This window comes from Amycolatopsis sp. NPDC050768, from assembly GCF_040654155.1.
Classification (GTDB): domain Bacteria; phylum Actinomycetota; class Actinomycetes; order Mycobacteriales; family Pseudonocardiaceae; genus Amycolatopsis.
Genome location: NZ_JBFAHL010000001.1, coordinates 645,182 through 665,215, shown reverse-complemented (window position 1 = coordinate 665,215; position 20,034 = coordinate 645,182). Strand labels below are relative to the sequence as shown.

At 69.8% G+C, this 20,034-nt stretch carries 15 protein-coding genes; 14 read left to right on the top strand and 1 reads right to left on the bottom strand.

The genetic code is table 11. From position 1 onward, the window contains the following. Positions 1-161 precede the first annotated feature (161 nt). Positions 162-608 (bottom strand): Lrp/AsnC family transcriptional regulator, encoded by a 447-nt coding sequence (locus tag AB0H62_RS03410; protein WP_220245995.1) that lies wholly within the window; start codon positions 606-608, stop codon positions 162-164. A 74-nt stretch (positions 609-682) separates the two neighbouring features. Here AB0H62_RS03410 and ddaH point away from each other — a divergent pair, with 74 nt between their 5' ends. The 14 genes from ddaH to AB0H62_RS03340 all read left to right on the top strand — a co-directional run bounded on the left by ddaH (position 683) and on the right by AB0H62_RS03340 (position 20,025). After that, positions 683-1,534, top strand: coding sequence for a dimethylargininase (gene ddaH / locus AB0H62_RS03405; protein WP_360583878.1), 852 nt, complete (start codon positions 683-685; stop codon positions 1,532-1,534). An 88-nt stretch (positions 1,535-1,622) separates the two neighbouring features. Beyond that, positions 1,623-2,273, top strand: coding sequence for a polysaccharide deacetylase family protein (locus AB0H62_RS03400; RefSeq protein ID WP_220245996.1), 651 nt, complete (start codon positions 1,623-1,625; stop codon positions 2,271-2,273). 317 nt (positions 2,274-2,590) lie between these two features. Beyond that, a complete protein-coding gene (locus AB0H62_RS03395) occupies positions 2,591-3,307 on the top strand; it encodes a glycoside hydrolase family 75 protein (RefSeq protein ID WP_220245997.1) in 717 nt (238 codons plus the stop codon). Positions 3,308-3,541: 234 nt separating this feature from the next. Beyond that, positions 3,542-4,858 carry a nucleotide sugar dehydrogenase gene (locus AB0H62_RS03390; protein WP_360583875.1) on the top strand — a complete coding sequence of 439 codons (1,317 nt, stop codon included), beginning with the start codon at positions 3,542-3,544 and terminating at the stop codon, positions 4,856-4,858. Next, on the top strand, positions 4,848-6,035 hold the full coding sequence (locus tag AB0H62_RS03385) for a glycosyltransferase family 4 protein (protein WP_360583873.1): 1,188 nt from the start codon (positions 4,848-4,850) through the stop codon (positions 6,033-6,035). Before AB0H62_RS03390 ends, AB0H62_RS03385 begins: the two co-directional genes overlap by 11 nt. A gap of 143 nt (positions 6,036-6,178) precedes the next feature. Beyond that, the gene (locus tag AB0H62_RS03380; RefSeq protein WP_360583871.1) at positions 6,179-7,528 is read left to right on the top strand and encodes an exopolysaccharide biosynthesis protein; all 1,350 of its coding nucleotides are present in this window, start codon (positions 6,179-6,181) and stop codon (positions 7,526-7,528) included. Next, positions 7,525-9,261: a Wzz/FepE/Etk N-terminal domain-containing protein gene (locus AB0H62_RS03375; RefSeq protein ID WP_360583869.1), complete on the top strand. Its 1,737-nt coding sequence runs from the start codon at positions 7,525-7,527 to the stop codon at positions 9,259-9,261. Before AB0H62_RS03380 ends, AB0H62_RS03375 begins: the two co-directional genes overlap by 4 nt. 14 nt (positions 9,262-9,275) lie before the next feature. After that, complete coding sequence (gene asnB, locus AB0H62_RS03370) at positions 9,276-11,201, top strand: asparagine synthase (glutamine-hydrolyzing) (RefSeq protein WP_360583867.1); 1,926 nt, start codon at positions 9,276-9,278, stop codon at positions 11,199-11,201. A gap of 7 nt (positions 11,202-11,208) precedes the next feature. Then, the gene (locus AB0H62_RS03365) at positions 11,209-13,389 is read left to right on the top strand and encodes a bi-domain-containing oxidoreductase (RefSeq protein WP_220246003.1); all 2,181 of its coding nucleotides are present in this window, start codon (positions 11,209-11,211) and stop codon (positions 13,387-13,389) included. Continuing rightward, a complete protein-coding gene (locus tag AB0H62_RS03360) occupies positions 13,389-15,293 on the top strand; it encodes an alginate lyase family protein (protein WP_360583864.1) in 1,905 nt (634 codons plus the stop codon). The genes AB0H62_RS03365 and AB0H62_RS03360 overlap by 1 nt, the downstream gene beginning before the upstream one ends. A gap of 174 nt (positions 15,294-15,467) precedes the next feature. Continuing rightward, on the top strand, positions 15,468-16,835 hold the full coding sequence (locus tag AB0H62_RS03355) for a right-handed parallel beta-helix repeat-containing protein (protein WP_255638778.1): 1,368 nt from the start codon (positions 15,468-15,470) through the stop codon (positions 16,833-16,835). Between the two features lies 1 nt (position 16,836). Then, positions 16,837-18,081, top strand: a complete 1,245-nt coding sequence (locus AB0H62_RS03350; RefSeq protein ID WP_360583863.1) for an O-antigen ligase family protein — start codon at positions 16,837-16,839, stop codon at positions 18,079-18,081. Then, entirely contained in the window at positions 18,078-19,265 is a 1,188-nt protein-coding gene (locus AB0H62_RS03345; RefSeq protein WP_360583861.1) for a glycosyltransferase family 4 protein, read from the top strand. The genes AB0H62_RS03350 and AB0H62_RS03345 overlap by 4 nt, the downstream gene beginning before the upstream one ends. Positions 19,266-19,383: 118 nt before the next feature. Next, positions 19,384-20,025, top strand: a complete 642-nt coding sequence (locus AB0H62_RS03340; RefSeq protein WP_360583859.1) for a phosphatase PAP2 family protein — start codon at positions 19,384-19,386, stop codon at positions 20,023-20,025. Positions 20,026-20,034 lie beyond the last annotated feature (9 nt).

Sequence of the window (20,034 nt, the reverse complement as noted above, 5' to 3'; positions counted from 1 at the left end):
CAGTGACGCACGTCTCCCTCTGATGGGCCACACAAACCGGATTTCCCGGTCTGTGGCATGGACGATGCCACCGAATGGACTGGTCCCGCATCTGCGTCCCGGCATGTGGATAGTTCATTCGAGTTCCCGATGAAGCCCGGTGGTCCGAACAGGTCCGCCGGTCAGCTCTGCGGGTTCGGCGGCCGTTCCAGCAGCCGCGACAGGACGACCGTCGAAACGGTGCGGTCGATGATCTCCAGCCCCCGCAGCCGCTCGAGCGCCGTCTCGAGGTGGTGGATGTCCGCGGCGCGCAGGTGCACGATCGCGTCGGCCGCGCCCGAGACCGTGTAGGCGGCCACGACCTCCGGCAGTGGTTCAAGGCGCGCGCGGATGCGGGCGGGCGTGACGTTGCCCTGGCAGTGCACCTCTACGAAGGCCTCGGTGCCCCAGCCGAGCGCCTCCGGGTCGACGACCGCCGTGAAGCCGCGCAGCACGCCGGTTTCCAACAGCCGGTCGACGCGGCGCTTGACCGCCGGGGCGGACAACCCGACGACTTTGCCGATCTCGGCGTAGCTGGACCGCGCGTTGGCCACCAGGCAGGAAACGATTCGCTGGTCGATGGTGTTCACACGCAATGTTTAGCAGGTATGTGCGCAGCGAACAGAGATTGATTGCACGATTAGGCCGACCTTACCCTTCAATCATGCAGGCAGAGTCTGTGCAGCGAGTGCCCACCACCCGCCGTTACCTGATGTGCCCGCCGCGGTTCTTCGCGGTGGACTACGTGATCAACCCCTGGATGGACCCGACCGCGCCGGTCAGCGCCGACGTCGCGGTGGCGCAGTGGACCGAGCTGCGCGACACCTACCGCCGTCTGGGCCACACCGTCGAGGAGATCGAGCCGCAGCCGGGCCTGCCCGACATGGTGTTCGCGGCGAACTCCGGCACCGTCGTGGACGGGCGCGTGCTCGGTTCGCGCTTCCGGGCGCCGCAGCGCGCGGCCGAGGCCGAGCACTTCCGCCGGTGGTTCGTGGAGCACGGCTACCGCGACCTGACGATGCCGGAGCGCATCAACGAGGCCGAGGGCGACTTCGCCTGGACGGGCAAGCTGCTGCTCGCCGGCACCGGCTTCCGCACCGACCCGGCCGCGCACGCGGAGGCGCAGGAGGTGCTCGGCGTGCCCGTGGTGTCGCTGAGCCTGGTCGACCCGCGGTACTACCACCTCGACACGGCGCTGTTCGTGCTCACCGAAGCCGACGCTGGGACCGACACCACGGCGGCGCAGATCGCCTACTACCCGGCGGCCTTCTCGTCGGGCTCGCAGCGCGTGCTGCGGCGCCTGTTCCCCGACGCCGTGATCGCCACGGCCGCCGACGCCGAGTGTTTCGGCCTCAACGGCGTCTCCGACGGGCGCAACGTCGTGCTGCCCCTGGAGGCCGTCGGGCTGGGCGCGCAGCTGGCCGCGCGGGGCTACGAGCCCGTCTACCAGGACATTTCCGAACTGCGGAAGGCCGGCGGCGGGCCGAAGTGCTGCACTTTGGAGATTCGCAAATAACTTTGTGTAGATAGTGTAACTACTCCATTTGCCAATTCGATTAATCGACGTACAGGAGGTCCGACGCTCCGAACCGGGACGAGGTGCGATGGTCAACTTCGCCGTGCACGGCATCGGCAGACCCCAGCGCGCGCTCGATCCGGGCGAAGACGAGCGCTGGATCACGGTGGAGCAGTTCGACACCTTGCTGGACGTCGTCGCGAAGTGCCCTGAATCGCGGCTGACCTTCGATGACGGCAACATCTCGGACATCGAGGTCGCGTTGCCGAAGTTGGTGCAGCGCGGGCTGCGTGGGGAGTTCTTCCCGCTCGCCGGCCGGGTCGGCTCGCGGGGGTTCGTGGATCGTGCCGGGTTGCGTGAGCTCGTCGCGGCCGGGATGGACGTCGGGTCGCACGGCTGGGACCGGTTCGGTGCGCGGCGGTTCGAGGAACGCGTGTTGCGGCGGGAGCTTGATGCGGCGCCGCGGTTGCTGGGGGAGCTGAGTGGGCGGGCGGTGTGCCGGTACTCCCTGTCCGGGCGTCGGGTGGACCGGCGCGTGCTGGGGCGGTTGAGGGCGGCCGGTGCGACGCGGGTGTATGCCGGTTCCGGTCCTGGTAGTTCGAGTGTTCGCGGCGGGGAGTGGTTGCAGAACCGCGTCGAGGTGCATCGGGATCTGGATCGCGAGTGGGCAGAGGGTGTGCTGGTGGGTCGGTACGGGCACCGCTGGCCGGGCCGGTTGACGGGACTTCTGACGTTCTGAGTCTGCGGTCCTTCGCGGGGCGGCTCACGTTGGTGCCGGGCGGGGGCCGGGTGCTGGCGGCAGTGCGTCGTCGGCTTGCGTTGGGTGGGGGTCCCCTGCGCTGAGCTGTGTACCGGTGTTCGGGACTTCGGTTTTCCGGTTTCGTGAACGGTTTCCTGGTGCACCAGCGGTTTCGTCAAGCGTTGCCAGCTGGTGGGAAAACCACTGACGGCCGGCCCTTGTCACCGTGCGCGCCCGGGTGCATCCTGTGCGCTACGCCGCAAACAGTAAGGAAACTTTCCTAACTAACAGTTTCTCTTGACTGACAGGGAGCCTCGATGAGGAAGCTGATCCTGTTCGCGACCATGGCGATCGCCGCCGCGGTGATGCCGGCGGCGGTGGCGTCGGCCTCGGCCGCTGGGACGCCGGCGGGTCCGGACCACGCCCAGGTCGCCGCGGCACCGGCCGCGGGCCCGACGGCGGCGCAGCTGCTGGCGAAGACCAATAGCTGCAACCAGATCTCGAACGGCAAGTACAAGACCGACGAGGACGCGGGTTCCAAGACCGTCGCCGTGTGTGACGCCAACGGGGCCGTGTTCTGGAAGGCCGACATGGACATCGACTGCGACGGGCAGCGCACGTCGCAGTGCAACGAGGACACCGACTGCTGTTTCCAGGGCGACACGGCGTTCCACCAGAGCGACGGAAAGCCGCTGAATGCTGCGACGTTGCCCTACATCGTCGTGCCGAGCTCCAGCGGCACGTGGAACTACTCGTCCTCCGGTCTCAAGGGCGGCGGTTCCTGTGCGGTGATCTACAACGGGAAAGTCGAATACACCGTCATCGGTGACACCGGGCCGACCGGGATCATCGGCGAGGCTTCGTACGCGACGGCCAAGGACCTCGGCATCAACCCCGACCCGTCCAACGGCGGCACCGACTCCGGTGTGACCTACATCTGCTTCAAGAACTCGAAGGTCTCGCCGATCGAGAACCACGGCACGGCCACGAGCACCGGCCAGAACCTGGCCGGCACGTTCGTGAACAACAACTGAGCCTGACGAACAACGGCGCCGGGGAGGCTTTGTCGAGCTTCCCCGGCGCTTCGTCGATTCCTGGCAGAAATGGCGCTACGGCAACGAAAATGTTGTCGAGACCACTACGAGAGGCCGAAAAAGCGCACAATCGATACGCCAATCCGGTTGCCATTTCTCCACTGGCCTGAACGGGTAACGAACTGCGTCCGCGCGCCGACCAAGGGATCAGCGAATGCGGGCGGAGGTTCAAGCGTGAGGATCAGTGTCTTCGGGCTGGGGTACGTGGGGTGTGTGTCCGCGGCCTGTCTGGCGGGGAACGGGCACGAGGTCGTCGGGGTCGACGTGAACCCGGTGAAGGTCGACCTGGTGACGCGCGGCAACGCGCCGGTGGTCGAGGAACGCATCGGTGAGCTGACGGCCGAGGTCGTGGCGTCGGGGGCGCTGCGCGCGACGACCGACGTGGCCGAGGCGGTGGCGGCGACCGACGTGTCGCTGATCTGCGTGGGCACGCCTTCGGCGCCCAACGGCAGCCTCTCGACCGAGTACCTCGAGCGTGTGGCCGACGAGATCGGCGAAGCGTTGGCGCACAAGGGGTCCCGCCACACGGTGGTGTTCCGCAGCACGATGCTGCCGGGCACCTGTCTCGACCTGCTGGTGCCGATCCTGGAGAAGTCCAGCGGCCGAACCGCGGGCGTCGACTTCGGCGTGGCGGTGAACCCGGAGTTCCTGCGCGAGGGCACCAGCGTGCGCGACTTCTTCGACCCGCCCAAGACCGTGATCGGCGAGCTCGACACGGCCAGCGGCGACATCGTGGCCGAGCTCTACACGGGCCTGCCCGGCGACGTCTTCCGCGTGCCGATCCCGGTGGCGGAGATGACCAAGTACGCCGACAACGCCTTCCACGGCTTGAAGATCGGCTTCGCCAACGAGCTCGGCGCCGTGTGCCGCGCGCTGGGACTCGACTCGCACAAGGTGATGGACGTCTTCCTCGCCGACCGCAAGCTCAACGTGAGCCCCGCGTACCTGCGCCCGGGCTTCGCGTTCGGCGGTTCGTGCCTGCCGAAGGACCTGCGCGGACTGGTCTACGCCGCACGTCGCGCCGACGTGTCGGTGCCGATCCTCGAGCACGTGCTGCCCTCGAACGAAGATCACCTGCAGCGCGCGTTCGACCTCGTCGCGCGCACCGGCAAGCGCAAGGTCGGGCTGTTCGGCCTGTCGTTCAAGCCGGGCACCGACGACCTGCGCGAGAGCCCGCTCGTCGAGCTCGCCGAGCGGCTGCTGGGCAAGGGCTTCGACCTCAAGATCTACGACGCCAACGTGAGCCTCTCGCGGCTCATGGGCGCCAACCGCGAGTACATCGATGCCCGGTTGCCGCACCTGGGCTCGCTGCTCGCGAGCTCGGTCGAAGAGGTGCTGGAGCACGCCGAGGTGTGCCTCGTCGGCACCGCCGACCCGGCCGTGCTGGCCGCTCTTCCCCACGGTGGCGAGCAGACGCTCGTCGACCTCGTCCGCCTCCCCGACGCCGAGGTGCGCCGGGCCGAAGAGGGATACGTCGGCCTTGCCTGGTGACAAGAAAAAAGCCCTGATCCTGGTCGAGAACCTCTCGGTGCCGTTCGACCGCCGCGTGTGGCAGGAGTGCCAGACGCTGCGCGACGCCGGCTGGGAGGTGCACGTGATCTGCCCGCAGGGCACGAAACGTGATACCGAACCCGAAGCCGTGATCGACGAGGTGCACATCCACCGCTACCCGCTCAAGGCGGCGACCGGTGGCCCCGCGGGGTACCTGCAGGAGTACGGCTCCGCGGTGTGGCACACGTTCCGGTTGGCCCGCAGGGTCGGTCCGGTCGACGTGGTCCACGCCTGCAACCCGCCGGACCTGCTGTTCCTCGTGGCGCGGATGCTCAAGCGCCAGGGTGCGAAGTTCATCTTCGACCAGCACGACCTCGTGCCGGAGCTGTACTTGTCGCGCTTCGACCGTGGTCAGGACCTGCTCTACCGCGGCGTCTGCGCGCTGGAGCGCTCCACCTACCGCGCGGCCGACGTTGTGATCGCCACCAACGAGAGCTACCGCCAGGTCGCCCTCATCCGCGGCGGCAAGCGGCCCGAGGATGTGTTCGTGGTCCGCAGCGCGCCCGTGGTCGAGCGCTTCCACGAGGTGGCGGTGGAGCCGGAGCTCAAACGCGGCAAACCGCACCTGCTCTGCTACCTCGGCGTGATGGGGCCGCAGGACGGCGTGGACTACGCGTTGCGTGCGCTGGCTTCCCTGCGTGACGAGATCGGCCGCGACGACTGGCACGCCGTGTTCGTGGGCGCCGGCGACGCGTTCGACGACGTGGTGGCGCTGTCGAAGGAACTGGGCCTGGAGAACCAGGTCGAGTTCACCGGTCGCGTCTCCGACGCCGACCTGTTGCGCTACCTGTCCGCGGCCGACGTGTGCCTTTCGCCCGACCCGCTCAACCCGCTCAACGACGTGTCGACCATGAACAAGATCATGGAGTACATGGCGATGAGCAAACCCATCGTCTCGTTCGAACTACGCGAGGCCCGCGTCTCCGCGGGTGAGGCCGCTCTCTACGCGCCGGCCAACGACGTCACCGAGTTCGCGAAGCTCGTCGCCGTGCTGCTCGACGACCCGGGCGAGCGCGTCCGGATGGGGGAACTCGGCAAGGCGCGGGTCAGCGGGCCACTGGCCTGGGCGAACTCACAGAAAGCCCTGCTCGCCGCGTACGAGCGGGCTGCGCGCTGAGCCCACGTGCTTGATCGCGGTTTGAACAAGGTTCGTGCGTTCGGTGTAACCAACGCCTCCAGCACGACGACGGGGTCAGTGACCGGTACGCCACTTTCGGAGGGGAGACCCCGGTTTTGAGTGACGACACGGTACGACTTTCGATGGTGGGACAGGTTCTGCGCAGACGCTGGAGGGCGCTGCTGATCCTGGTGGTCGTGGGGGCGGGCGTCGGTGCGGGTGCTTCTGTCGTGCTCTCGCCCGGTTACGAGACCACGGCGAGCGTGCTCCTGCAGGGCCCGCGCCAGGCCGACGAGCTGTTGACGCAGGCCCAGGTGGCCACCAGCTCGGTGGTGCTGGACCGCGCGGCCGCGGCGCTCGGCATGCGCGAGGCCGGTCCGGACCTCCAGAAGAAGGTCACGGCCTCGGTGGCGCAGGGCAACGTCGTGGCGATCAGTGCTTCGAGCGACAGCCCGGAGCACGCGCAGCAGCTGGCCGATCAGGTGGCCAAGGAGTTCGTGAAGTACTCCACGCAGCTGCTGTCCAACTCGGCCGGCTCGTCGGCCCAGCTCGCGCAGGAGCAGCGGGAGGCGCTGCGCCAGCAGGTGGCGCAGACCAACCAGCGCATCCTCGACCTGTCCCGTTCGGTGTCCGACGGCCAGACGGTGGAGGGCGTGCAGGTCCGCACGGAGCTGCAGGGCCTGCGCACCTCGCTGGAGCAGGCGATGAACAACCTCGACGCGGCCGACGCGGCCACGGGCGCCGGCAACATGGTCGTGATGGGGCCGTCGGAGAAGCCGACCTCGCAGGCTCCGCCCACGCTGCCGCAGCTTGCCGGGGGCGGCGCGATCCTGTTCTTCCTCATCGGCCTGCTCAGCTACCTCTTCGGGGCGCGCAGCGACCGCCGGCCGCGCAGTGAGACGGAGATCGGCTCGGCGCTGGGCGCGCCGGTGCTGGCGAGCGTCGACGTGCCGGAGACCGGTGAGCCTGAGCGCACCGCCGGCTTCCGGGGCGCGCTGCGCCGGATCACGGGCAGCGACAAGCCGTGGAACCTGCCGGAGGTGCCGGCTTCGGCCGACGAGTCCAGCCGTGAGGTGCGGTACCGCCGGGTGTTCGCCCGGCTGGGCACCGACCGCGACGGCGTGCTGCGGCTGCTCGTGCTCGTCGCCGCGGGCGACAGCGCGGCGCGGCGCGCGGCGACTCAGTTCGCGAAGGTCGCCGAGACCGAGCGCGTGCGGGTGGAGCTGACGATCACGGAGGTCACCGTGGGCTCCGGCGTGCAGCCGACCGTGCCCGACGGCACCGCCGGCGTGCTCGTGGTGCTCTCGGTCGGCAGCCGCAGCGCGTGGGAGCTCGTGGCGATCGCCGAGGCGTGCGCCGACGCGGGCCACGAAGTGCTCGGCGCCGTGCTCACGCGTCAGGTCCGTGTCACCGGGAAACCGCGCAGAGAACCCGCCTCGGCGGATCCACCCCAGGTCCCGGTGGACCGTGACGCGATGGCAGGTTCGTCATGACCAGTTCGCAGAGCTCCTCGCCACCACTGATCGACCTGCAGAGAATCGTCGTCGCCGTGCGCCGGCACCGCCGGCTGTGGGTCGCCTTCGCGTTGCTGGGCCTGGTGGTCGGCGGCGCGGTGGCCGTGCTGCTGCCGGCCCCGCCGACCGCGGTCACCAAGGTGATCGTGATCCACCCCGACGACTCGCCGACCGACAGCGGCACGCTGATGCGTACCGACGTCGCCGTGCTGGAGACCGCGAAGATCGCGTCGGAAGCGCTGCAGAAGGTGCACAGCACCGAGGCGACCGAAGACTTCCTGAAGGACTACACCGGCCTCGGCCTGACCAACAACGTCATGCAGGTGACGGTCACGGCCAAGACCAAGGAAGACGCCGTCGCCAAGGCGCAGGCGCTGGCCGACGTCTTCATCGCCGACCACGTGCAGCGCAACCAGGCCGCCGCGACCGCGCAGGCCAAGGCGCTGCTCGACCAGCGCACGCAGGCGCAGCAGGAGCTGGCGCAGATCGACTCGCAGGCCGCTACCGAGGCGGACAAGGGCAGCCGGGCGAACGCCGGCACGCTCGAGCAGCTGTACACGCAGCGCGCGGACCTCGTGTCGAAGATCGCCGACCTGCAGAACCAGGCGCAGCAGGCAGGCATCGGCACACCGCAGGTGGCCGCGGGCACGCAGATCGTGGACGCGCCGGCGATCCAGAAGGTGTCGTTGCTCAAGACGGTCGCCACCAACGGCGCCATCGGCTTAGCGCTCGGCCTCGCCCTCGGGCTGGCCCTGGCGATGGTCACCGCGCTCGTGCGCGACCGGCCGGTGCTGCGGCGCGAGGTCTCCGAGCACCTCGGTGCGTCGGTGATCGCGCAGCTGCCGTCGAAGCTGCGCGGCCCGAAACGGTTGTGGGCCAAGTCGAAGCCGGTGGTCGAACGCAAGCGCGTGGCCGTGACTCTCGTGCGGGCGGCCCGGGCCGAACGCGGGCCGCTGTCGTTGCTGGAGCTCGGCGCGCCCGGCGTGGCCGCGGGGCTCGCGGTGGACATGGCGGCGGAGCTGGCCGAGGACGGGCCGGTCGTGGTGATCGACGACCTGCCGAGTCACGACGCGAAGCGCCTGACCGTGGCCGGCGACGTGAAGGTGGTCGAGGTCGGGGACCCGTCGATCAAGCGCGCGGTGTACCGGCTCGGCGTGGGCACGGTCGCGCCCGGCACGGCGTGGACGGACCTGGAGTACCTCGGCACGGAGACGGTGCTGGTCGTGCGCTCGGGCCACGCGAACACGCTGTGGCTGCACACCGTGGCCCGGCAGCTCGCCGACTGCGGCATCCCGATCCTGGGTGTAGTGCTCGTCGATCCGGACCCGAAGGACCAGACCGACGGGACGCTGTGGGACGGCCTGCACACCGCGTTGCGCGGGCGGGCGTCCGTGGTGGCGGCCAAGCAGATCGAGAAGCCGGCCGAGCCGCTGCGGAAGTTCGTGGAGCAGGAACCGGAGAAGCCGATCGACTGGCCGGTCGAGCACGACGTGAACGATGCGGCGACCACCGTCGAGGCGTCGGTCGTCAAACCGGCCAAGCCCGCCGTGCCCGTCGAAACGAAGGGCCACCTCGAAGCGCCGACCCGCCGGCTCAGCCCGGTGCCGCGCAAGCCCGAGGAGCGCGCGCCGGAACAGCGCAAGTCCGAGCCCGGCAACTCCGAGATGCCGACCAAGAAGTTCGCGCCCGTCCAGTCCGGTCCGGAAAGCTAGAGAGGGTCACGAACATGTGCGGCATCGCAGGTGCCTACCACTGGCCGGACGGCGGCCCGCTCACCGATCGGCTCACGAAGTGCCTCGCGCACCGAGGGCCGGACGGTTCGGGGCGCTACGACCACCGCGCCGGCGCCGGAGAAGTCCACTTCGGACACCGCAGGCTGTCGATCGTCGACCTGTCCGAGACGGGCGCGCAGCCGATGGTGGCCGAGGGGCTCGCGCTGACGTACAACGGCGAGCTCTACAACGCCCCGGAGCTGCGCGCGGAGCTGGAGGGCAAGGGCGTGCGGTTCCGCGGCACGTCCGACACCGAGGTGCTGCTGCGCGCGTGGCGCGAGTGGGGCGTCGACTGCCTGCCGCGGCTGCGCGGGATGTTCGCGTTCGGCGTCTTCGACGAACGCACCGGTGAGCTCACGCTGGTGCGCGACCAGCTGGGCATCAAGCCGCTGTTCTTCGTGCGGCGAAACGGTGGCGTGGCGTTCTCCTCGGAGCTCAAGGCGCTGGCCACCGAGCTCGGCGGCACGCTGGAAGTCGACAAAGCGGCGCTCATCGCATCGCTGCTGTACTACTGGGTGCCCGACAGCCGCTGCGCGTACCGCGAGGTCGAGAAGCTGCAGCCCGGCGCGTGGGTGCGCTTCCGTCCGGACCGCACGAGCGAGCGCGGCGCCTACTGGTCGCTGCGCCAGGTCGCCGAGGAAGGCGAGGCGTATCGGGTTCAGGGGGGTGGCGACGTCGACCTCCACGAGGTGATCGCCGACTCCACGAGCAAGCACCTGCTCTCCGACGTCCCGGTCGCCACGTTCCTCTCCGGCGGCCTCGACTCCAGTTACCTCACCGCGCTCGCCGCGCGGCAGCAGCCCGGGATCTCCGCGTACACCATCGGTTTCCGCGCCGAGGACGCCAAGTTCGAGGCGATGCCGGACGACTTGAAGTACGCCAGGATCGTCGCCAAGCAGTTCGGTGTCGACCTGCACGAGATCGAGATCGCGCCGCAGGTGCTCGACCTGTTGCCGCGCATGACCTACCACCTCGACGAGCCCATCGGCGACCCCGCGGCCATCAACTCGTTCCTCATCTGCTCGGCGGCGCGGGAGGCCGGCGTGAAGGTGATGCTGTCCGGGATGGGCGCCGACGAGATGTTCGCCGGCTACCGCAAGCACTACGCGAACCAGCTCGCCCTGCGTTACCAACGCGTTCCCGGCCTGGTGCGCAAGCCGATCGAAACCGTCGTGGACCGCCTGCCCGTCGCGTCTGCCAGCCGCGGTTACCGCACGGTGCGGTTCGCCAAGCGGTTCCTGTCGTTCGCGGAGCTGCCGGAGGAGACGGCGTTCCGGCGCAGCTACACGATGTACGACCGCGGCGAGCTGCTCGACCTCGTGAACCCGGACCTGGCCGCCGACGTCGACGACGTGCTCACCGAACACGCGGACACGTACCACGACCAGGCGCTGAGCGACTACGTCAACCGCATGTGCCTGGCCGACACGCGGATGTTCCTGCCCGGCCTGAATCTCACCTACACCGACCGCTCGACGATGGCCGCCTCCACCGAGGTGCGCACGCCGTTCGTCGACGTCGAGGTGGTCAAGGCGGCGTTCCGGGTGCCGGGAAACAAGAAGATCGTCGGCCGCCAGGGCAAGGCGGCGCTCAAGGAAGCCGCGCTGGCGATCCTGCCGAAGGAGATCGTCTACCGCCCGAAGGGTCTATTCAGCGCCCCGCTGCGGGCCTGGATGAGCCGCGACCTGGCCCCGCTGGTGCGGGAGGTCGTGAACGAGGGCGTGCTCGTCGAATCCGGGTTCCTGCAGCGGGAGGCCCTGCAGAAGCTCGTGGCCGAGGACGCCGCCGGGCAGCAGGACCGCGCGAAGCACCTCTGGCACGTGTTGACCCTTGAGTACTGGTACCGCGCCGCGTCTTCGACGACTATTCCGAGCAGCTAGGAGTGCTGTGAAGCAGGTAGTGCAGAACTACAAGAGCGGGGAGCTGGCCCTCCTCGACGTCCCGGTCCCGGCGTGCAAGCCGGGTGGCGTGCTCGTGCGCACGGTGTACTCGCTGATCTCGACCGGCACCGAGATGATGAAGGTGTCCGAGGCGAGCATGTCGATGATCGGCAAGGCGCGCTCGCGGCCGGACCAGGTCGCCAAAGTCATGCAGAGCGTCGCCACCAACGGCCTCGCCGCCACCTACCGCAAGGTCACCAGCAAGCTCGACTCCTACACGCCGCTCGGCTACTCGCTGTCCGGCGTGGTTGTGGAGGTCGGTGCCGGGATCGACGACGTCGCGGTGGGCGACGTCGTGGCGTGCGCGGGCAACGAGCACGCGCTGCACTCCGAGCTCAACTGGGTGCCCAAGAACCTCTACGCGCGCGTGCCCGCAGGCCTCGAACCGCGCCACGCGGCGTTCGGCACGGTCGGCTCGATCGCGATGCAGGGCGTGCGCCGCGGCGAGCCGCAGCTCGGTGACCTCGCGCTGGTGATCGGGCTCGGCCTGATCGGGCAGCTCGTGGTGCAGCTGCTGGTCGCCTCCGGCGTACGCGTCGTCGGCGTGGACCCGGACCCGTCGCGGTGCGAACTGGCCGAGCGGCTCGGTGCGCTGACCTGCGCGCACCCGGGCTCGGGCACGGTGGACAACGCCGTCGCGGAGCTGTCCGGCGGCCACGGTGTGGACCAGGTCTACCTGGCCGCGGGTGGCGCCTCGAACGACCCGGTGGAGCTGGCCGCACGGCTCGCGCGCGACCGCGGCCGCGTGGTCGACATCGGCAAGATCTCGCTCAACCTGCCGTGGAACGCCTACTACGAGAAGGAACTCGACGTCCGCTTCTCGCGTTCGTACGGGCCGGGCCGCTACGACCCGGAGTACGAGCTCGAGGGCCGCGACTACCCGATCGGCTACGTGCGCTGGACCGAGCGCCGCAACATCGAGTGCTTCCTCGACCTGGCCGCGCGCGACAAGCTCGACGTCGAACCGCTGATCACGCACACCGCCGACTTCTCGACGGCCGTGGAGACGTACAAGTCGCTGCAGGACGGTGAGCTCAAGGCCGTCGCGGTGCTCTTCCAGTACCCGGACGGCCCGGAAGGCGAAGCCGACCCGGTGGTCTCCTCGGTCGCGCTGCCCGCGGAGACGGGCACCCGCGCGACTCCGCGTGGCCGCCTGCGCGTCGGGTTCGTCGGTGCCGGCAACTACGCGTCGTCGATGCTGCTGCCGCACCTGGTCGCCCACGACCGCGTGGCACTGTCCGAAGTGGTCACCACGTCGGCGCTCTCGGGTGCCAACGCGAAGCGCAAGTTCGGCTTCGCTCGCGCCACCACGGACCTCGACGCGCTGCTCGCCGACGAGTCGGTGGACACGCTGTTCGTGGTGACGCGCCACAGCTCGCACGCCGAGCTCACCCGCCGCGCATTGCTCGCCGGCAAGGCCGTGTTCGTGGAGAAGCCGCTGGCGCTGTCGGAGAAGGAGCTGCGCGGGATCGTCGAGGCCATCGAGGAGTCGGGCAACAACCGGCTGCAGGTCGGCTTCAACCGCCGCTTCGCGCCGCTGCTCAACGAGGCCAGGATGCAGTTCGGTCCCCGGTTGGGCCCGGCTTCGGTGCGCTACCTCGTGAACGCGGGCCGCCTGGAGTCCACCAGCTGGTACAACCAGGCCGACTCCGAGGGCTCCCGGTTCGTCGGCGAGGGCGGCCACTTCATCGACACGGTGAGCTGGTTCCTCGGCAGTGACCCGATCTCGGTCTACGCCACCGCGACCCCGGGCAACGACGACCTGCAGGTGCTGCTCCGCTACGCCGACGGGTCGACCGCGGCCATCAGCTACGTGACCAGCGGCTCCACGTCGTTCCAGAAGGAGACGCTGGAGGTACTGGCCGACGGCAAGGTGCTGAAGTTCGACGACTTCGCCCGCGCCTCGGTGTACGGCAAGAAGCGCTGGGCCAGCTCGCGCATCCCGAAGGGCCGCGACAAGGGCCAGAAGGCCGAGATCGACGCGTTCGTCACGGCGCTGACCACCGGCGTCGCGATGCCGATCGGTGTCGAGTCGCTGGTGAACACCACGCTGGCCACACTCGCCGTGAACCGCAGCCTCGAGACCGGCGCGCCGGTGCGGCTGGAGCCGAAAGAGGTGCTCGGCTGATGGATCCCGCCTGGTACCTGCGAAGACTTTCGGCCATGAGCCCGGCCGAGGTGGCCGGTCGTGCCACCGACGCGTTGCGTAAGCAGCAGTGGCGTGGGGTCGCGAAGCAGAAGGCCACGTGGCTGTCGCACCGCGCATTCGCGCGGCCGGCGAGCGTAGAAGGCGTGTCGGCCGAGGCGCGCGCCGAGCTGCTGGCCACGGCCGAGCGGCTGATGGACGGCCACGCCGAGTACTTCGGTGTGGAGCGCGCGGACCTCGTGACGCCGGACTGGTCGTTCGATCCGAAGACCGGCCGGCACGCGCCCTCCGACGCGTACTCCTTCGACATCGCCTACCGCAGCGAAGACGCGGTCGGCGACATCAAGCAGATCTGGGAGCCGTCGCGCCACCAGCACCTCACCGTGCTGGCCGCCGCGTACGCGCTGACCGGCGAAGACCGCTTCGCCCACCGCGTGGCCGACCACCTGAAGTCCTGGTGGGCGGCCAACCCGCCGATGCGTGGCGTGCACTGGGTGAGCGGCATCGAGCTCGGCATCCGGCTGCTGTCGTGGGTCTGGGTGCGCCGGCTACTCGACGGCTGGACCGGCGCGTCCGGTCTGTTCGAGGACAATCCCGAGGCACTGCACCAGATCTGGCACCACCAGCGCTGGCTCGCGGCGTTCCCGAGCCGGGGTTCGTCCGCGAACAACCACGTGATCGCCGAGGATGCCGGCCAGCTTGCGGCCGCGTGCGCGTTCGGCTGGTTCCCCGAGTCGCCCGCCTGGCGCGACGCGGCGCTGAAGTCGCTGGACACGCAGCTGCAGGCCAACACGTTCGCTTCCGGGCTCAACCGCGAGCTGGCCACGGAGTACCACGGCCTGGTCCTGGAACTGGGTCTCGCGGCCGCGCTGGAAGCCGGCCCGGTCGTGCCGGAGTCGACCTGGCTCGTGCTGCGCCGGATGTGCGACGCGCTGGCGTCCATTGTGGACTCCCACTTGCGGCCGCCGCGCCAGGGCGACGCCGACGACGGCTACGGCCTGATCGTCGACGGCACCGGCACCAGCCGCTGGGCTTCGCTGCTCGCCACCGGCGACGCGTTGTTCGGCCGGCAGGAGTGGTGGCCGAAGGTGCCGGTCGGCGACGTGCGCACCATGGTGTTCGCCTCGCTCGGCGGTGTCCCCGAGCTCACCGATCCGCGACCCCCGCGGCGGATAGACGACCTTTTCGACGCCGGCATGACGATCCTGCGCACCCCGGCCGAGAACACCGCCGAGCCGGAGATCTGGGTCCGCTGCGACGGCGGCCCCCACGGCTTCCTCGCCATCGCCGCCCACGCCCACGCGGACGCACTGGCGCTGGAGGTCCGCCACGACGGCGTCGACATCCTCGCCGACCCGGGCACCTACTGCTACCACGGCGAACCCGAGTGGCGCTCCTACTTCCGCTCGACGCTCGGCCACAACACGTTGCAGCTCGGCGACACCGACTCCTCGGCGTCCGGCGGGCCGTTCCTGTGGACCCGACACGCGCAGACCCGCACGCTCGCGGTCGGCCCGGTGCGCTGGCGCGCCGAGCAAGACGGCTACGCGCCGGCCGTGCACCGCCGCTGCGTGGAGCTCGAGGACCGGACGCTGACGATCCTCGACGAGGTCGACGGCGACCTGACGCTACCGGCGAAACTGGCCTTCCACCTCGGCCCGCTCGTCGAGGTCACCCTCGACGGCCGCACGGCGCGGCTGAGCTGGCCCGGCCACACGGCAACGTTGGCGCTGCCGCCGACGTTGACCTGGGCCGCGCACCGCGGCGAGACGAACCCGCCGCTCGGCTGGTACTCCGCAGGCTTCGGCCGGCGCGAACCGTCGACCACGCTGATCGGCACGGGTACGGCCGCGGAACCCTTGACCACCACGTTGAGTTTTCAATAGATCGAGAGGATCCACCCGGTGCGATCGACCAGCAGGCTTTTGCTGTTCCTGGGTCTGCTGTGCCCGCTCGTCCTCGCCGGGTGCACGAGCGCGCCCGACGACGACGCCGCGTCGAGCCAGGCCGCGGCGACGTCGGCGGCGCCATCCGGGCCGGTGGCGGCGGTGTGCGACAAGATGCCGCCCGGACCCGCCACCGCGCCCGCGGGCGCGCAGGCCGTGGCGGTGACCGACGACTTCGCCGCGAAGGTCCGCGACGCCGCGGCCGGCACCACGTTCTGGCTCGCGCCGGGCAGCCACCACCTCGGCGACGACCGGTTCGACCAGGTCCAGCCCAAGGACGGCGACGTCTTCATCGGCGGGCCGGGCGCGGTGCTCGACGGGCGCAAGATCAACCAGTACGCCTTCACCGGCCACGCCAAGAACGTGAAGATCACCAACCTCACCGTGCAGAACTTCGTCGCCCCGCGCGACGAAGGCGTGGTGAACCACGACTCCGGCGACGGCTGGGTGATCCAGCACGCCACCGTGCAGGACAACGACGGCGCCGGTCTGATGGCGGGCAACAAGCAGCAGGTGCTCGACAACTGCCTGCGCCGCAACGGCCAGTACGGCATGAACGCGTTCTCCGCCGACGACGACATCACCGGGCTGGTGGTGCGTGGCAACGAGATCACCGGCAACAACACCGGTGACTGGGAGAAGAAGATCGACGGCTGCGGCTGCACCGGCGGCATCAAGTTCTGGGCCGTCAACGGTGCCGACGTCGTCGGCAACTGGGTGCACGACAACCGCGGCACCGGCCTGTGGGCCGACACGAACGACAACGACTTCCTCATCGAGGGCAACCTCATCGAGAGCAACGACAGCGCGGCGATCATCTACGAGACCAGCTACAACGCCGTGATCCGCAACAACACGATCCGGCGCAACAACCTCGTCGACGGCCGCGACTACGCCGACCGCGGCGACTCGTTCCCGACCGCGACGATCTACATCTCCGAGTCCGGCGGCGAACCGCGCGTGAAGGCCCGCACGTCGAAGCTCGAGATCTACGGCAACGTGTTCGAGAACAACTGGAACGGCATCACCCTGTGGGAGAACGCCGACCGCTTCTGCAACAGCCCGGCCAACACTTCCAGCGGCGTCTGCACGAAGCTCCAGCCCGACACCGCCAAGTGCGCCGCGCCGGCGATCGCGCAGAAGCCGCTCTACGACGACTGCCGCTGGAAGACCCAGCGCGTGGACATCCACAACAACCGCTTCACGCTGCAGCCCTCGGCGATCGGCTGCGAGGAGACGTGCGGGCGCATGGGACTGCTGTCGAACTTCGGCACCTACCCGGACTGGTCGCCGTACAAGGGTGACGTGGTGCAGAACGCGATCACCTTCAAGCAGGGCAACAGCTGGCACGACAACGCGTACGTGGGGCCGTGGACGTTCATCGCCACGGACATGAGCCACGTCCTCGGCATCGGCGAGTGGGAGGGCGCGCCGTACAACCAGGACGCGCGCACGACGTACCAGCGCAACGGCGGAGGCTGACATGGCACTGCTGACGAGCATCCGGCAACCGACACCGGCGGAGACGGGCGAGCGGACCCCGAAGCTCGTCGGCGCCGCGTGGGCGCTGCTGATCCTCAACACGCTCGGGTCGACCGGCGCGGAGACCGTGATCCCGCTGCCGCGCGCAGTGAGCCAGATCGTGACCATGGGCGCGCTGATGACGGCGTTCGTGATCGCGCTGGCGCTGAACCCGCGGCTGAAGATCCGGCCGAGCGCGTACCTGCTGCTGCTCACGCTGCTGCTGGTCACGAGCACCGTCGCGAGCCTGCACCTGGAAGCCGGGTTCGGGTCGCTGTTCCGGTGCTTCCGCTTCGGGGTGTTCCTCGCGACGCTGTGGCTGCTCACGCGCTGGTGGAACGGGTCGTTCACGTTCGTGCGCCACCACATCAAGATGTTCAGCGCCGTGCTGGTGTCGGTGGCGATCGGGCTCGTGATCGCGCCGGGCAAGGCCATGCCGGAGAGCTACGGCGGCCGGCTCGCGGGCGCGGTGTGGCCGCTGACGCCGCCGCAGGTCGGGCAGTACGCGGCCGTGATCGCAGGTCTGGCGGCGCTGCTGTGGCTGGGCAAGCGCACGACGATGACGAGCGCGTTGATCGTGATCGTGCCCTCGCTCGGGCTGCTTCTGCTCTCGCACACGCGCACGGCGACGCTCGGTCTCGTGGCCGGTCTCGTGGTCGCGCTGCTGTCGCTGGCCATGACGAACTCCCGCGCGCGCAAGGTGTTCACCACGTTCGTGCTGGTGGCGGGCTTCTCCGTGGTGGTGCTCGGCGGGCTGCTGCAAGCGTGGTTCCTGCGCGGGCAGAGCGAGGAGAACTTCTCCAGCCTCACCGGCCGCGCGAAGGTGTGGGACGCGCTGCTGGCCGCGCCGCGCACGGTCAACGAGTACATCTTCGGCGTGGGGCTCACCGACAAGTCCTACGACGGCCTGCCGATCGACAACAGCTGGCTCGCCGTGTACCACGAGCAGGGGTTCACGGGCATCGCGATCGTCGCGGCGTTCCTGCTCGTGTTGGTCGCCGTGGCCGTGCTGCGGCCCCCGTCGCTGGCGCGCGCGTGTGCGATCTTCCTGATCACGTACTGCATTTCCGCGTCCTACACCGAGGCCGGGCTCGGTGACGCGTCGCCGTACCTGCTGCACCTGGCGCTGGCCGCGTCGCTGCTGGCCCAGGGCACGGTGCGGGCCGCTTCCGACGAAGAGTTCATTCCGAAGGGGCAGCCCGCATGAAGGTGCTCGTGGTCCACAACCGCTACCGCTCGGAGCAGCCGAGCGGGGAGAACAACGTGGTCGACGCGGAGACGGCTTTGCTGGCGGCCGGCGGCGTTCGGGTTTCGTTGTTCGAGCGGCAGAGCGACGACATCGCTGCCATGTCCTTGCCCCGCAAGGCTTTGGTGCCGGTGCGGGTGCCGTGGAACCGTTCGGCGCGGGCTGAGCTGACGGCTCGGTTGCAGGTCGAGCGGCCGGATGTGGTGCACGTTCACAACACGTTCCCGCTCCTGTCGCCCTCGGTGCTGGCGGCGTGCGCGGACGCGCGGGTGCCGGTGGTGGCGACGCTGCACAACTACGGCATGGTCTGCCCGCCCGGCACGCTCTACCGCGACGGGCGGATCTGCACGGACTGCGTGGGTGGCGCGCCCGTTCCCGCCGTTCGGCACGGGTGTTACCGGGGCTCGCCCGCGGCGACGGTGCCGATGGCCGCGAACCTCCTGCTGAACCGCTCGCGGTGGCGCAGCGACGTGACGCGCTTCTTCTGCATCTCCGACGCCCAGCGGCGGTTGCTCGTGGACGCGGGGATGCCGGCTTCGCGGATGACGGTGAAGCACAACTTCGTGACCGACCCGGGCGTTCGGCGGGTGGGCGAGGGTTCCCACGTGCTGTTCCTCGGCCGGCTGACGGAGGAAAAGGGCGTGCCGCTGCTGATGGCGGCGTGGGACCTGCTCGGCGGTTCACTCGGCTTGCCGCTGGTGATCGCGGGCACCGGGCCGCTTTCGGACGACGTCGCCGCTTGGGCTTCTTCACGCTCGGACGTCTCGTACGTCGGGCTGCAAGACAAGGCGGCTTGCCGGCAGCTCACCGCCTCGGCGGCCGCGGTGGTCGCCCCTTCGGCGTGGCTGGAGGCATTCGGCCTCGTCGTGGTCGAGGCCATGGCCGCCGGCGTGCCGACCGTCGCGCCCGCCCACGGCGCCTTCGAAGAACTGATCTCCGACGGCGTCACCGGCGTCCTTCACGAGCCCGGCTCCGCTTCGGCACTGGCCGACGCCCTTCGCGACGTCCTCGCCGACCCCGAACGCAACCACAAGATGGGCGACGCCGCCCGCCGGGGCTACGACGAGGACTTCACCCCCGCCGTGGGTTTCCGGCGGTTGGTCGAGGGCTACGAGGCCACGATCGCCGCCTACCGCCCGGCTTGACACCGAGGTGACGAAAGCCGCCGTACGGTTCTCCTCGGCGGGTTGTCCGCTTGCTGCTCGGTCCGGTCAGGGTTCCGCGGGGTGAAAGGGAGCTCGGCTCGATGAGAGATTCCGCTCGATGAGATCCGCCGTCCGCGCGGCGCCGCCCGCGCTGCCGGTGTCCGTGCGCACGCCGGTGTTGGTCGCCGCCGGCCTGGGCTTGGTCGTGCTGGTGGTCCTCGCCGTCCGCTTCGCAGGGGAGTCGCAACCCACCGCGTTCGACACCCCGCTCCTGCCCGGCCCTGACCTGCTGCCGGACCCTTGGTGGTACCTCGCCACGGCCGTGGACTTCGTCGGGGAGCCGGCGGGCTCGGCGATCGTGATCGTGCTCATCACCGGCGGCGCGCTGCTCGCCCGCCGCCCCCGCACGGCCGTGCTCACCCTGGTGGGCTGTGGGCTCACGGTGGCGGTGACGTCGCTGCTCAAGCCCATCACCGGCCGCACCATCCACGGCCACTTCCTGTCCTACCCGAGCGGCCACACCGCCTTCGCGACCGCCCTGGCACTGATCGGCGCGTTCGTGCTGGCCGACCGCCTGCACCGCGCCGCCGCCATCACCCTGACGCTCACCCTCGCGCTCATCTGCGGCGCGCTGATGGCCTGGGCCGAAGTCGGCCTCGGCGCCCACTACCCGACCGACACCATCGGCGGCTTTGCGGCGGCGCTCGCCATCGTCCCGGCCACCGCGTTCGCGATCGACCGCGTCGCCGTGCGGCTTTAGGCCTGGGCT